Below are 13898 nucleotides of genomic sequence, written 5' to 3' on the forward strand. Positions count from 1 at the left end.
CTTACTGGACCTCGACCGCAGTGCCCTGCAAGCGCTGCAAGGCTTCGTTCACCGGCTGCGGCAGGAGCTGGCGCAGGCAGTTGTAATGGCCGAAACGGCACGTGCGGTCAAAGCAGGGGCTGCATTCGAGGCCCAGGCGCACGATTTCGACTTTCTCCGCCAGCGGCGGTGTAAAACCCGGCGACGTGGAACCGTACACCGCCACCAGCGGGCGATTCAGGGCGGCGGCCACGTGCATCAGGCCGGAGTCGTTGGACACCACCGAGTCGGCGCAGGACAGCAGATCGATAGCTTCGGCCAGGGAGGTGCCGCCGCTGAGGTTGTATGACTCTTCACGCAGGCCCGGAATCAGTCGGGCGCGAATCTCTTCACCCACACCATGGTCGTTCTTCGAACCGAACAGCCAGACCTGCCAGCCCTCGCGGATCTTGGTTTCGGCCACTTTGGCGTAATGCTCGGACGGCCAGCGTTTGGATTCACCAAACTCGGCACCCGGGCACAAGGCCAATACCGGGCGATCGAGGCTCAGGCCGAACTTGGCCAGGGCGGCATCGCGGCTTTGCGGTTCGATGCGCAGGCTCGGGCGCGGGTAAGGCGTCGGCAACTCGGCGCCAGGCGCGTAGGCCAGGGCCATAAAGCGCTCGATCATCAGCGGGTAGCGTTCTTTATCCAGCTTGCGCACATCGTTGAGCAGGCCATAGCGGAACTCGCCACGCCAACCGGTGCGCTGGGGGATGCCGGCGAAAAACGGCACCAGGGCCGACTTCAGGGAATTGGGCAGCAGGATCGCCTGGTCGTACTGGCCGGCCAGGGATTTGCCGATGCGCCGACGGGTGGCCAATTCCAGCGCGCCGTGGCCGAGCGGGAAGCTCAAGGCCTGGCGCACTTCGGGCATGCGCTCCAGGATCGGGCGGCTCCACTCGGGGGCCAGCACGTCGATCTCGCATTGCGGATGGCGCTGCTTCAGGCACTGAAACAGCGTCTGTGCCATCACCATGTCACCGACCCAACTGGGCCCAACGATCAGAATATTCATGTGGTTTCCAAAAACGAACCGGGGAGGCTTCCGCCTCCCCGCCTCGAGAATCCAGCACCCGCGGCCTTCACCGCCAGTTGATTTACGACCAGCCGCGAACGGCTCGCCGGGTACGTTTGTAGCAACCTCACGTTGCTGGCCAACCCTGGCTGCGCGGGTATGGGCAAAAAACCTAGCTTAGCCCCAGCTCGCGCCAAATCCGTAAAACCTCGCGCCGTTCGCTGGCGAACTGATCACCGGCAATCACCCCGGCCTCGTTCTGCAAGGCCTGGCGGTGGGCGGCGGAACGGTAGGCCTTATACACCTCGCGCAGCAGGCTGGCATCGGCTGCGGGGAGTAGCCCGACCTCCTCCAACCCTTCCAGAATGCGGATATTGTCGGTGTAGCGCAGCAATGACGGGTGCTCTTGCGACCACGCCAGGGCCGCGTATTGCACCATAAATTCAATATCGACGATACCACCGGCGTCCTGCTTGAGATCGAACGGCGCCGTGGCCTCGAAGGCGTTTGCCGCGGTTCCGGCGGCGGTCAGCTTGCTGCCCAGGTTGTCGCGCATCTTGGCCCGCATCTCGCTGACCTCCTGGCGCAGCTTGGGCAGGTCGCGGGCCTTGCCCAGCACCGCGGCGCGGACTTTCTCAAAGGCCCGGCCCACATCCTGGCTGCCGACCAGCACCCGCGCCCGCACCAGGGCCTGATGCTCCCAGGTCCAGGCTTCGTTTTCCTGATAACGCGCAAAGGCCCCCAGGGAGCTGACCAAGAGCCCCGAAGCGCCGGACGGACGCAGGCGCATATCGACCTCATAGAGCTGCCCGGAGTTGGTCTGGGTGGTCAGCAAATGAATGATCCGCTGGCCCAGCCGGGTGAAGAATTGCGCACCGTCGATCGGCTTGGCGCCATCGGTTTCGGCCTGGGGATCGCCGTCATGGATAAACACCAGGTCCAGGTCGGAGCCGTGCCCCAGCTCGATACCACCGACCTTGCCGTAGCCGACAATGATAAAGCCCGGGTCGCATAGGGTGCCGTCGCTGCGCTGGGGCGAGCCATATTTGGCCACCGTCTGGCGCCAGGCCAGGGCCAGAACCTGTTCGAGAATGGCCTCGGCCAGCCAGGTCAGGTAATCGCTGACCTTCATCAAGGGCAGGCTGCCGGCGATTTCCGAGGCGGCGACCCGCAGCCGGTGGGCCAGCTTGAAGTGGCGCAAGGCTTCCATCTGCTGCTCAAGGTCGTCCTCGGGGATGCGGGTCAGGCGCTCCCGCAGCTCGGCGGCCAGCTCCGGGGCCAAGGGCGGCTTGAACAGCCGGCCCTCGTTAAGCAATTCATCGAGCAACAGCGGAAAACGGGTGATCTGCTCGGCAATCCACGGGCTGGCGGCGCACAGGGTCAGCAAACGGCGCAGGGCCCCGGGGTTTTCGGTGAGCAGTACCAGGTAGGCCGAACGCCGCGCCACCGCCTCCACCAGCGGCAACACCCGCTCCAGCACCAGATCAGGGTTGGCATGTTCCACCGCCTGCGCGAGCAAGCGCGGGATAAAGGCGTCGAGCCGCTCCCGCCCCAGGCGTTGCATGGCCCGCAGTTGCGGGCTGCTGCGCAGGCTGGCGAGGGTTTTCAGGGCTTTGGGCGCATCGTTGAAGCCGCCCTCCTGCAACTGCCGGCAGGCTGCCTCCTCGTCCTGGGCCTCCTCCCACAGCGGCAGCCATTCGCCGCCGACCACCACTTCGCTCTCGGTACCGTCTTCCTCGTCCGGATCGGCAATCACCTGGCGGAAGTGCCACTCCACCCGGCCGCGCCAGTACATCAACTGCTCGTGGAACGCCGCCCAATCGGCAAAGCCCAGCATAAAGGCGATACGCGCCTGGTCCTGCGGGCTGTCAGGCAGCATTTGGGTCTGGCGGTCGGCAATCGCCTGGATTGCATGCTCGGTGTAACGCAGGAACTCATAACCTTCGCGCAACTCACCAATCACTGCCGGCGGCAGGTAACCCTGACCTTCCAGGGTGCTCAGCACCTTTAATAAAGGCCGCTGCTGCAAGCTGAGGTCGCGCCCGCCATGGATCAGTTGAAACGCCTGGGCAATGAACTCGACCTCGCGAATGCCACCAGAACCCAGCTTTATGTTCTCGGCCATGCCCTTGCGCCGCACTTCCTGCTGGATCAACTGCTTCATGGTGCGCAGCGCTTCGATCGCCGAAAAATCCAGGTAGCGCCGGTAGACAAAGGGCCGCAGCAGGTCCAGCAACTGGGCCCCGGCCACTTGATCACCAGCCACCACCCGCGCCTTGATCATGGCGTAGCGCTCCCAGTCCCGGCCCTGGTCCTGGTAGTACTGCTCAAGGGCATTGAAACTCAGGACCAGGGCGCCGGCTGACCCATAAGGGCGCAGGCGCATGTCGACACGGAACACAAAACCGTCGACGGTCATCGGGTCCAGGGCCTTGATCAGGCGCTGACCGAGGCGAATGAAGAATTCCTGGTTATCCAGCGAACGCTTGACCCCCACTGTCTCGCCGCCCTCGGGGTAGGCAAAGATCAGGTCGATGTCCGAAGACAGGTTCAGTTCCACCGCCCCCAGCTTGCCCATGCCGAGGATCACCATCTGTTGCGGCTCGCCGCTGCGGCGACCGGTGGGGGTGCCGAACTGCTGGCAATGGCGCAGGTACAGCCATTGATAGGCCTGGTCGATGCTGGCGTCGGCCATGTCGGACAGGTCGCGACAGGTTTGCACCAGGTCCGCCTGGCGCGTCAGGTCGCGCCAGATGATCCGGACCTGGTGCCGGGTCCGCTGGCGGCGCAGCACCCGACCCAACTCGTCCTCGGTTTCGGCCTGCTGCACCGCGGCTGCAATCTGGGCGCACAGCTCTCCCGGCGCAAAACCGCGATCCAGCTCGCCGGACTGCACCAGTTGCAGCAACATCAAAGGGTCACGCAGACTCTGCTCAATGACAAAATCGCTGGCCGCGCCGACCCGGGCAAAGTCGTCCCAGCGTTGCTCGGTCCAGGCTCCAAGCCCGTGTTCGTCATCCAGGGCTGCCACCGCGTCACGAAACGACTGCTGCGCACGAGTGACTAATGGCAGGAGAATCGCGGGGACTTGGGCAAGCACGGGCAGGCTCATGGGCTATCCTTGATCGGCGTGGAAAGTGAGGGGCTGTGGCAAATACCGCAAACACGCGTCGTGATGGACTGTCGAACAAAGGTTAGAAATAGCTGAAAATTCTGTTTTATTGGCAGTCAGCATCAAATTCCTACCCAAGGATGTTGGCCGTTGACCAACAGTAACGATTTTTCTCACAACGAAGCAGGAGGCCACAAGCCAATCTTCTGTAGTTTTACTACTCGTATATACATTCGAAAGGCTGAAATGGCCGACGATTTGTAGTAAAACTACACGCCGCCGGATCAACCCTCCGGCAATCCAAGAATTTATAATCGTCTGCCCACAAGGCCAGTCGCAAACTCAGGCAACCGATTCTGGAAGCCTTTCCGCCCTGGAGCAAGCCATGCAAGACCTCGATCCCGTCGAAACCCAGGAATGGCTGGACGCCCTGGAATCGGTTCTCGACAAAGAAGGCGAAGACCGTGCTCACTATCTGATGACCCGTATGGGCGAACTCGCGACCCGCAGCGGCTCGCAATTGCCCTACGCCATCACCACGCCCTATCGCAACACGATTCCCGTCACCCACGAAGCACGCATGCCTGGCGACCTGTTCATGGAACGCCGCATTCGCTCGTTGGTACGTTGGAACGCGATGGCGATGGTCATGCGCACCAACCTGAAGGATTCAGACCTGGGCGGTCACATCTCCAGCTTCGCCTCCAGCGCGACGCTGTATGACATTGGTTTCAACTACTTCTTCCAGGCCCCGACCGACGAACACGGCGGCGACCTGATCTACTTCCAGGGCCACACCTCCCCAGGCGTTTACGCCCGTGCGTTCATGGAAGGCCGCATCTCTGAAGAACAAATGAACAACTTCCGCCAGGAAGTCGACGGTCAGGGCCTGTCGTCCTACCCGCACCCTTGGCTGATGCCTGACTTCTGGCAGTTCCCGACCGTATCCATGGGTCTGGGTCCAATCCAGGCGATCTACCAGGCGCGCTTCATGAAGTACCTGGAAGCCCGTGGTTTCATCCCTGAAGGCAAGCAGAAAGTCTGGTGCTTCCTGGGCGACGGCGAGTGCGACGAACCGGAATCCCTGGGCGCCATCTCCCTGGCCGGCCGCGAGAAGCTGGACAACCTGATCTTCGTCATCAACTGCAACCTGCAGCGCCTCGACGGCCCGGTTCGCGGCAACGGCAAGATCATCCAGGAACTCGAAGGCGTATTCCGTGGCGCCCAGTGGAACGTGACCAAAGTCATCTGGGGCCGTTTCTGGGACCCACTGCTGGCCAAGGACGTCGACGGCATCCTGCAACGTCGCATGGACGAAGTCATCGACGGCGAGTACCAGAACTACAAGGCCAAAGACGGCGCCTTCGTTCGCGAGCACTTCTTCAACACGCCTGAACTCAAGGCCATGGTTGCCGACTTGTCCGACGACGAGATCTGGAAACTCAACCGTGGCGGCCACGACCCGTACAAGGTCTATGCGGCCTACCACGAAGCGGTCAACCACAAAGAACAACCTACCGTCATCCTGGCCAAGACCATCAAGGGTTATGGCACCGGTGCCGGCGAAGCGAAAAACACCGCGCACAACACCAAGAAAGTCGATGTCGACAGCCTGAAGTTGTTCCGCGACCGCTTCGACATCCCGGTCAAGGACGAAGAGCTGGAGAACCTGCCGTTCTTCAAGCCCGAGCCAAACAGCGCCGAAGCCCGCTACCTCAGCGAGCGCCGCACTGCCCTGGGTGGTTTCGTGCCACAGCGCCGCGCCGAGAGCTTCGCCGTCCCGACGCCAGACCTCAGCACCCTCAAGGCCATCCTCGACGGCTCGGGCGACCGTGAAATCTCCACCACCATGGCCTTCGTGCGGATCCTCGCGCAGCTGGTCAAGGACAAGGAAATCGGCCCACGCATCGTTCCGATCATCCCGGACGAAGCCCGTACCTTCGGTATGGAAGGCATGTTCCGCCAGTTGGGCATCTACTCGTCCGTCGGCCAGCTCTACGAGCCAGTCGATAAAGACCAGGTGATGTTCTACCGCGAAGACAAGAAGGGCCAGATTCTCGAAGAAGGCATCAACGAAGCGGGCGCCATGAGCTCCTTCATCGCTGCCGGTACTTCGTACTCCAGCCACAACCAGCCGATGCTGCCGTTCTACATCTTCTACTCGATGTTCGGCTTCCAGCGTATCGGCGACCTGGCCTGGGCCGCTGGCGACAGCCGCACCCGTGGCTTCCTGATCGGCGGCACCGCCGGCCGCACCACGCTGAACGGCGAAGGCCTGCAACACGAAGACGGCCACAGCCACATCCTGGCCGGCACCATCCCGAACTGCCGCACCTTTGATCCAACCTACGGCTATGAGCTGGCGGTGATCATCCAGGACGGCATGAAGAAAATGACCGAAGAGCAGCAGGACGTTTTCTACTACATCACCGTGATGAACGAGTCGTACCAGCAGCCAGCCATGCCGGCCGGTGTCGAGGACGGCATCATCAAGGGCATGTACCTGCTCGAAGAAGACACCAAGGAAGCGGCGCACCACGTCCAGCTGATGGGCTCCGGCACCATCCTGCGCGAAGTGCGTGAAGCGGCGAAGATCCTGCGTGAAGAGTTCAACATCGGCGCTGACGTCTGGAGCGTTACCAGCTTCAACGAACTGCGTCGCGATGGCCTGGCCGTCGAGCGCAGCAACCGCCTGCACCCGGGCCAGAAGCCGCAACTGAGCTACGTCGAAGAGTGCCTGAGCGGCCGTAAAGGTCCGGTCATTGCCTCTACCGACTACATGAAGCTGTTCGCTGAACAAATTCGTCAGTGGGTCCCGTCCAAGGAATTCAAAGTCCTGGGCACCGACGGTTTCGGCCGCAGCGACAGCCGCAAGAAACTGCGTCACTTCTTCGAAGTAGACCGTCATTTCGTGGTGTTGGCAGCCCTGGAAGCCTTGGCTGACCGTGGTGATATCGAACCCAAGGTGGTGGCCGAGGCTATCGTCAAGTTCGGGATCAACCCGGAAAAACGCAACCCACTGGACTGCTGAGGAGACACTCTGTGAGCGAACTCATTCGCGTACCTGACATCGGCAGCGGTGAAGGTGAAGTAATCGAACTATTTGTGAAGGTCGGCGACCGTGTCGAAGCCGACCAGAGCATCCTGACGCTTGAGTCGGACAAGGCCAGCATGGAAATTCCTGCGCCCAAGGCCGGCATCGTCAAAGCCCTGAAAGTGAAGCTGGGCGATCGCCTGAAAGAAGGCGACGAACTGCTCGAGCTGGAAGTCGAAGGTGCCGCTGCTGCGGCCCCTGCGGCTGCCCCTGCGCCGGCGGCCAAAGCTGAAGCAGCACCGGCGGCCGCACCTGCCGCCGCCGCTCCAGCCGCCGCGCCGGCTGCTGCCACCACGCAGCAAGTCCACGTGCCGGACATCGGCTCGTCGGGCAAGGCCCAGATCATCGAGATCCAGGTCAAGGTCGGCGACACCGTTGAGGCCGATCAATCCTTGATCACCCTCGAATCCGACAAGGCGAGCATGGAAATTCCATCGCCTGCCGCTGGCGTGGTCGAGAGCATCAGCGTCAAGCTCAACGACGAAGTCGGCACTGGCGACCTGATCCTGGCGTTGAAAGTGGCGGGTGCTGCGGCCCCTGCCGCCGCCGCGCCAGCCCAGGCTGCAGCGCCTGCTCCGGCAGCCGCTGCCGCTCCTGCGGCCGCGCCTGCAGCCCCGGTAGCCGACACCGTCCAGGACATCCATGTCCCGGATATCGGCTCGTCGGGCAAGGCCAAGATCATCGAAGTCCTGGTCAAGGCTGGCGACACCGTCACCGCCGACCAGTCGCTGATCACCCTCGAATCCGACAAGGCGAGCATGGAAATTCCATCGCCTGCCGCCGGCGTCGTGGAAAGCGTTTCGATCAAGCTGGACGACGAAGTCGGCACCGGCGACCTGATCCTCAAGCTCAAGGTCAAGGGCGCAGCTCCCGCAGCCGCTCCTGCTCCAGCCCCTGCTGCGGCTCCCGCGGCCAAGGCTGAAAGCGCACCTGCCGCTGCGGCTCCGGCACCTGCTGCCGCACCCGCGGCGGCCCCGGCCAAGCCAGGCGCCAAGGTTCACGCAGGTCCGGCGGTTCGCCAACTGGCTCGCGAGTTCGGCGTCGATCTGAGCGGCGTCAGCGCCAGCGGCCCACACGGCCGTGTGCTGAAAGAAGACGTGCAGGTCTACGTCAAGGCCATGCTGCAGAAAGCCAAGGAAGCACCGGCAGCTGCCGGCGCAACCGGTGGCGCTGGCATCCCGCCGATCCCGGTCGTGGACTTCAGCCGCTTCGGCGAGATCGAAGAAGTGCCGATGACCCGCCTGATGCAGGCTGGCGCCGCCAACCTGCACCGCAGCTGGCTGAACGTGCCGCACGTGACCCAATTCGACTCGGCTGATATCACCGAGCTGGAAGCGTTCCGCGTGGCCCAGAAAGCCGTCGCCGAGAAGGCTGGCGTCAAGCTGACCGTGCTGCCATTGCTGCTCAAGTCCTGCGCACACCTGCTCAAGGAACTGCCGGACTTCAACAGCTCGCTGGCCCCTAGCGGCAAGGCGATCATCCGCAAGAAGTACGTCAACATCGGCTTCGCGGTCGACACCCCTGATGGCCTGCTGGTACCGGTGATCAAGAACGTCGACCAGAAGAGCCTGTTGCAACTGGCTGCCGAAGCCGCGGCCCTGGCTGAAAAAGCCCGGACCAAGAAGCTTTCGGCCGACGACATGCAGGGCGCCTGCTTCACCATCTCCAGCCTCGGGCACATTGGCGGCACCGGCTTCACGCCGATCGTCAACGCGCCGGAAGTGGCGATCCTCGGTGTTTCCAAGGCCACCATCCAGCCTGTCTGGGACGGTAAAGCCTTCCAGCCGAAGCTGATGCTGCCCCTGTCGCTCTCCTACGATCACCGTGTGATCAACGGCGCCGCTGCGGCACGCTTCACCAAGCGCCTGAGCGACCTGCTGGCCGACATCCGCACCATCCTGCTGTAAGCCAATCGGCTCTCCTGTCATGGGAGAGCCGATACGCACTGTTTTCCGAGCGCCACGCTCGTACCTCAACCCCGCCAATTTGGCGGGGCTTTTTTTGCCTGCACATCGGCGCAGCAGCCAGGCCAGAGCCCGGCGCCAAACGGCACGCGATAAGTGTGCAGAAATCCTGAGCGCTGCCGATAGATTCTTATAGCACTTAGCCTTCATCTCTCTTGTCAGTAAGTGCCGCATGATGCAACCTTGCCGCAGACAACAGTGAAGAGGGCGCGAGCCCAGCGCGATCAGCATTTTCGAAGCGAGTTCCTCAATGAAAAGCCAACCCGATGCCGCCAGCCGTATGGTGGCCGAGGTAGTGACGCAGTTGCCCGTGCCTTCCAGGCTCGGCATGCTGCGTTTCGAACGGCTGAACGAAGCTAGCTGGGCGCTGCTGTTTCTCGACCCCAATTGCGAACGCCAATTCGGCCTGCCGGCGGTCGAACTCTGTGCCCTGGTCGGCGCCCCTTACGCCAGCCTGATGGAGCCTGAAGCGCGCTATCAGTTACATGACGCCATCCAGCAGCAACTGACCCACAGCCCGCACTATCTGGTGCGCTACACCCTGCATACAGCCGAAGGCCCGTTGAGCCTGCTGGAGCTGGGCGAAGCCTACAAACAGCACAATCGCCACCTGTTGCGCGGCTACCTGCTGGTGGTCGACGGCCTGTTCAGCGACGCCCCCACACTGCCCACCCAGGACCTGGAAACCCAGAACAGCCGCCTGCAGATCGCCCTGGAACTCAACCAGCGCGCCCAGCAGGAACAGCTGCAGCACCTGGACCGGGTACGCGCCCAGCAGGACCTGATCCTGCTCCTGACGCGCCAGCGCTACAGCTCCGGCAACTCGCTGAAGGAAGCCGCCGAGCTGATCACCCGCTGCGCCTGCGACATCTACGAGATCGACTGCGCGAGCATCTGGAACCTCGAAGACCAGCTGTTGAAGCCGATCGCCGCGTACACCCGCGCGACTCAGGAATACCGGATCCCCGAGGTCATCGACGCCAGTGGTTTTCCGGATTACCTGGAGGCCCTGCACAGCTGCCGCGCCATCGATGCGCACAACGCCATGCGCGATCCGCGCACCCGAGAGATGGCAGAAAGCCTTAGGCCCCGCGACGTGAATGCGATGCTCGATGCGAGCATCCGCATCGACGGCCAGGTGGTCGGCGTGCTGTGCCTGGAACAGACCGGCGTAACCCGGGCCTGGCAGTCCGACGAGATCGCCTTTGCCGGCGAGCTGGCCGATCAGTTCGCCCAAGTCATCAACAATCACAACCGCCGCACCGCCACCAGCGCCCTACACCTGTTCCAGCGTGCCGTGGAGCAAAGCGCCAACGCGTTTTTGCTGGTCAATTGCGATGGCGTGGTGGAGTACGTCAACCCCAGTTTCACTGCGATCACCCAGTACAGCACCGAGGAAGTCCACGGTCATCGGCTGTCGGAACTGCCGGCCCTGGAAAACCTCAGCGAGCTGCTGTTCGACGCGCCGTCCAGCCTGGCCCAGAGCAACAGCTGGCAAGGCGAGTTCAAGAGCCGCCGCAAGAACCTGGAGCCCTACTGGGGCCAGTTGTCGATCTCCAAGGTCTATGGCGACAACCGCGAGCTGACGCACTACATCGGCATCTACGAAGACATCACCCAGGCCAAGCTGGCCCAGCAGCGCATCGAGCGCCTGGCCTACACCGACAACCTGACCAACCTGGGCAACCGTCCGGCCTTTATCCGCAACCTTGACGAACGTTTCGCCCGCGACAGCAACACCCCCATCAGCCTGCTGCTGGTGGACATCGACAACTTCAAGCGGATCAACGACAGCCTCGGCCACCAGACCGGCGACAAATTGCTGATCAGCCTGGCCCGCCGCCTGCGCAACAGCCTGAGCCCGAGCGGCAGCCTGGCGCGCTTCGCCAGCAACGAGTTCGCGGTGCTGCTGGATGACACCAGCCTGGAGGCCGGCCAACTGATTGCCAGCCAGTTGCTGACGACTCTGGACAAGCCGATGTTCGTCGACAACCAGCTGATCAGCGTCACCGGCTCCGTGGGCCTGGCCTGCGCGCCGCTGCACGGGCGCGACCCGCAAACCCTGATGCGCAACGCCGGCCTGGCCCTGCACAAGGCCAAGGCCAACGGCAAGCACCAGGTGCAGGTATTCACCGAAGCACTGAACGCCGAGGCCAGCTACAAGCTGTTCGTGGAAAACAACCTGCGCCGCGCCCTGACCCAGAACGAACTCGACGTGTTCTACCAACCCAAGCTCTGCCTGCGCAGCGGCCGGTTGCTGGGGATGGAAGCCCTGCTGCGCTGGAACCACCCGGAAAAGGGCATGATCCGCCCGGACCAGTTCATCAGCGTGGCTGAAGAGACCGGCCTGATCATCCCCATCGGCAAGTGGATCGCGCGCCAGGCCTGCCGCATGAGCAAGCAACTGACCGCAGCGGGCCTGGGCAACCTGCAGGTGGCGATCAACCTGTCACCCAAGCAGTTTTCCGACCCGGACCTGGTGGCCTCGATCGCCAGCATCCTCAAGGAGGAGCAGCTACCCTCCTCGCTGCTGGAGCTGGAACTGACGGAAGGCTTGCTGCTGGAAGCAACGGAAGACACCCACCAGCAACTGGATCAGTTGAAAAAGCTCGGCCTGACCCTGGCCATGGACGACTTCGGCACCGGCTATTCGTCCCTGAGCTACCTGAAGAAATTCCCGATCGACATCATCAAGATCGATCGCAGCTTTATCCACGAAATTCCCGACAATCAGGACGATATGGAGATCACTTCAGCGGTGATCGCCATGGCCCACAACCTGAAACTCAAGGTGGTGGCCGAAGGCATCGAGACTGCCGAGCAACTGGCCTTCCTGCGCCGCCACCGTTGCGACGTCGGCCAGGGCTACCTGTTCGACCGCCCGATCCCCGGCTCCGAGCTGATCGACAAGCTCAAACGCTACCCGCGCGGCCCAATCGCCTGACAGCGCTGTAACACTCGGGCAAACTGCGTGTCTATTCTGTAACTGACTCCCCAACCTGACTGAGAGGACTGAATCATGGTTCTGCGCTCGGAAATCCTGGTGAACAAAAACGTGCTACCGACTAAAGAACAAGCTCTACCTGGCCGCGAAACCCCGATGAACCTGCCCGAAACCCATTTCGTCAATGGCAACCCGCTGCTGGGCCCATTCCTCGACGATGTGGGCTTCGCGATCTTTGGCCTGGGTTGTTTCTGGGGCGCGGAACGCCGCTTCTGGCAGCACGACGGCGTGGTCAGCACGGTGGTCGGCTATGCCGGCGGCCTGACGCCCAATCCGACCTATGAAGAAGTCTGCTCGGGCCTGACCGGCCACAGCGAAGTGGTGCTGGTGGTCTACGACCAGGCCAAGACCCGCTACGAAGACCTGCTGAAAATGTTCTGGGAACTGCACAACCCGACCCAGGGCATGCGCCAGGGCAATGACATCGGCAGCCAGTATCGCTCGGTGATCTATGCCACCACGCCAGAGCAGTTGGCGGCGGCAAAAGCCAGTGCACAGGCCTATCAGGAAGAACTGACCAAGGCCGGCCTGGGCACCATCACCACTGAAATCGAAGAAGCCCCGACCGTCTACTTTGCCGAGGCCTACCACCAGCAATACCTGGCGAAAAATCCCGCCGGCTACTGCGGCATCGGTGGCACCGGGGTCACTTGCCCCATTTAGAGCAGCCACAAGCGGCAAGTTAAGAGCAGCGACAAGCGGTTCAGTCCTGGCTTGCCGCTTGCCGCTGTTACTCCTCTATCAGCCAGTCCATCTGCCAGCCGCCCTGGGTCTGGCCGAGCTTTTTCGACAGCCACGGCAGCAGTTCCCGCAGCTCTTCCTCCAGGCCCCACGGCGGGTTGGCGATGGCCAGGCCGGAACCGTTGAGGCTGTTGGGGGTGTCCAGCGGGTGCACCAGCAACTCCACGCGCAACAGTTTGGGGGCTCCGGTGCCGGCCAGGTCCTGGTAGAAGCGGCGCAACATGCGCTGATCCTTGACCGGGTACCAGATGGCCGCCACGGTCTGGCGCATGCGGCCGATGGCTTCCTTGAGCGACGCCGCGCACCGCTGCATTTCGTCCAATTGCTCGAAGGGCGGATCGATCAGCATCAACGCGCGCTTCTCGGCCACCGGCAGCAGCGCCCGCGCCACGTGCCAGCCTTCGCCCAGGTGCACCGCCACCCGGCGATCACCTTTCATGTTGTCCTTGAGCAACTGCCCGTCTTCAGGGTGTTTCTCGTTGAGCAGCACCCGGTCCTGCGGGCGGGTCAGGCGCCGCGCCAGCTCCGGCGAGCCCGGGTAATAGCGCAATTGGCCATCCGGGTTCATCTTGCGCAGCAGGTCCATGTAATCGGCGGTCAGCGGCGGCAGATCCTGCTCGCCCCACAACCGGGCAATGCCCTCCAGGTACTCGCCGGTGCGCGACGCCTGGTCGCCCTGAAGGTCGTACAGACCAATGCCGGCGTGGCTGTCGAGGTAAGCGAATGGCTGCTCCTTGCGCGACATCAGGGCGATGAGGCGGGTCAGGGTCAGGTGTTTGAAGACGTCGGCGTGGTTGCCGGCGTGGAAGGCGTGACGATAGTTCATGGTTGCTCCTGCGCAGGGGGCGAAGTTTACCTTGTACACGCGCCGTCGTCAGGTCACGCCGCGCAGCCCCTGGCTTATGCCGCAAACCGGGGCCGGGGTGAGAAAAAATTCTAATGCCAGT

Annotated in this window: 7 protein-coding genes; 4 read left to right on the forward strand and 3 right to left on the reverse strand. The window is 62.7% G+C overall.

Going from position 1 to position 13898, the window contains the following annotated elements:
* Position 1 precedes the first annotated feature (1 nt).
* The gene (gene waaF, locus ACOZJV_RS26845; RefSeq protein WP_020298936.1) at positions 2 to 1036 is read right to left on the reverse strand and encodes a lipopolysaccharide heptosyltransferase II; all 1035 of its coding nucleotides are present in this window, start codon (positions 1034 to 1036) and stop codon (positions 2 to 4) included.
* A 172-nt stretch (positions 1037 to 1208) separates the two neighbouring features.
* Positions 1209 to 4148 (reverse strand): bifunctional [glutamate--ammonia ligase]-adenylyl-L-tyrosine phosphorylase/[glutamate--ammonia-ligase] adenylyltransferase, encoded by a 2940-nt coding sequence (gene glnE / locus ACOZJV_RS26850; protein ID WP_078469509.1) that lies wholly within the window; start codon positions 4146 to 4148, stop codon positions 1209 to 1211.
* A 385-nt stretch (positions 4149 to 4533) separates the two neighbouring features.
* On the opposite strand from glnE, the gene aceE reads away from it, so the two are divergent.
* The 4 genes from aceE to msrA all read left to right on the forward strand — a co-directional run bounded on the left by aceE (position 4534) and on the right by msrA (position 12873).
* Positions 4534 to 7179, forward strand: coding sequence for a pyruvate dehydrogenase (acetyl-transferring), homodimeric type (aceE, locus tag ACOZJV_RS26855; protein WP_078469508.1), 2646 nt, complete (start codon positions 4534 to 4536; stop codon positions 7177 to 7179).
* A gap of 11 nt (positions 7180 to 7190) precedes the next feature.
* On the forward strand, positions 7191 to 9149 hold the full coding sequence (aceF, locus tag ACOZJV_RS26860) for a dihydrolipoyllysine-residue acetyltransferase (RefSeq protein ID WP_421548889.1): 1959 nt from the start codon (positions 7191 to 7193) through the stop codon (positions 9147 to 9149).
* A 307-nt stretch (positions 9150 to 9456) separates the two neighbouring features.
* Positions 9457 to 12150, forward strand: coding sequence for a sensor domain-containing phosphodiesterase (locus ACOZJV_RS26865; RefSeq protein ID WP_078469506.1), 2694 nt, complete (start codon positions 9457 to 9459; stop codon positions 12148 to 12150).
* 75 nt (positions 12151 to 12225) lie between these two features.
* Positions 12226 to 12873, forward strand: coding sequence for a peptide-methionine (S)-S-oxide reductase MsrA (gene msrA, locus ACOZJV_RS26870; protein WP_020297308.1), 648 nt, complete (start codon positions 12226 to 12228; stop codon positions 12871 to 12873).
* A gap of 67 nt (positions 12874 to 12940) precedes the next feature.
* Here the strand turns inward: msrA and ACOZJV_RS26875 are convergent, their stop codons facing one another.
* Positions 12941 to 13777 carry a 23S rRNA (adenine(2030)-N(6))-methyltransferase RlmJ gene (locus ACOZJV_RS26875; protein ID WP_078469504.1) on the reverse strand — a complete coding sequence of 279 codons (837 nt, stop codon included), beginning with the start codon at positions 13775 to 13777 and terminating at the stop codon, positions 12941 to 12943.
* Positions 13778 to 13898: the final 121 nt, after the last annotated feature.

The organism is Pseudomonas sp. QD4 (assembly GCF_049199125.1).
Classification (GTDB): domain Bacteria; phylum Pseudomonadota; class Gammaproteobacteria; order Pseudomonadales; family Pseudomonadaceae; genus Aquipseudomonas.

Coding starts and splice junctions, on each gene's coding strand:
- waaF (WP_020298936.1), bottom strand. CDS start 1,036: ATGAATATTCTGATCGTTGGGCCCAGTTGGGTCGGTGACATGGTGATG.
- glnE (WP_078469509.1), bottom strand. CDS start 4,148: ATGAGCCTGCCCGTGCTTGCCCAAGTCCCCGCGATTCTCCTGCCATTA.
- aceE (WP_078469508.1), top strand. CDS start 4,534: ATGCAAGACCTCGATCCCGTCGAAACCCAGGAATGGCTGGACGCCCTG.
- ACOZJV_RS26865 (WP_078469506.1), top strand. CDS start 9,457: ATGAAAAGCCAACCCGATGCCGCCAGCCGTATGGTGGCCGAGGTAGTG.
- msrA (WP_020297308.1), top strand. CDS start 12,226: ATGGTTCTGCGCTCGGAAATCCTGGTGAACAAAAACGTGCTACCGACT.
- ACOZJV_RS26875 (WP_078469504.1), bottom strand. CDS start 13,777: ATGAACTATCGTCACGCCTTCCACGCCGGCAACCACGCCGACGTCTTC.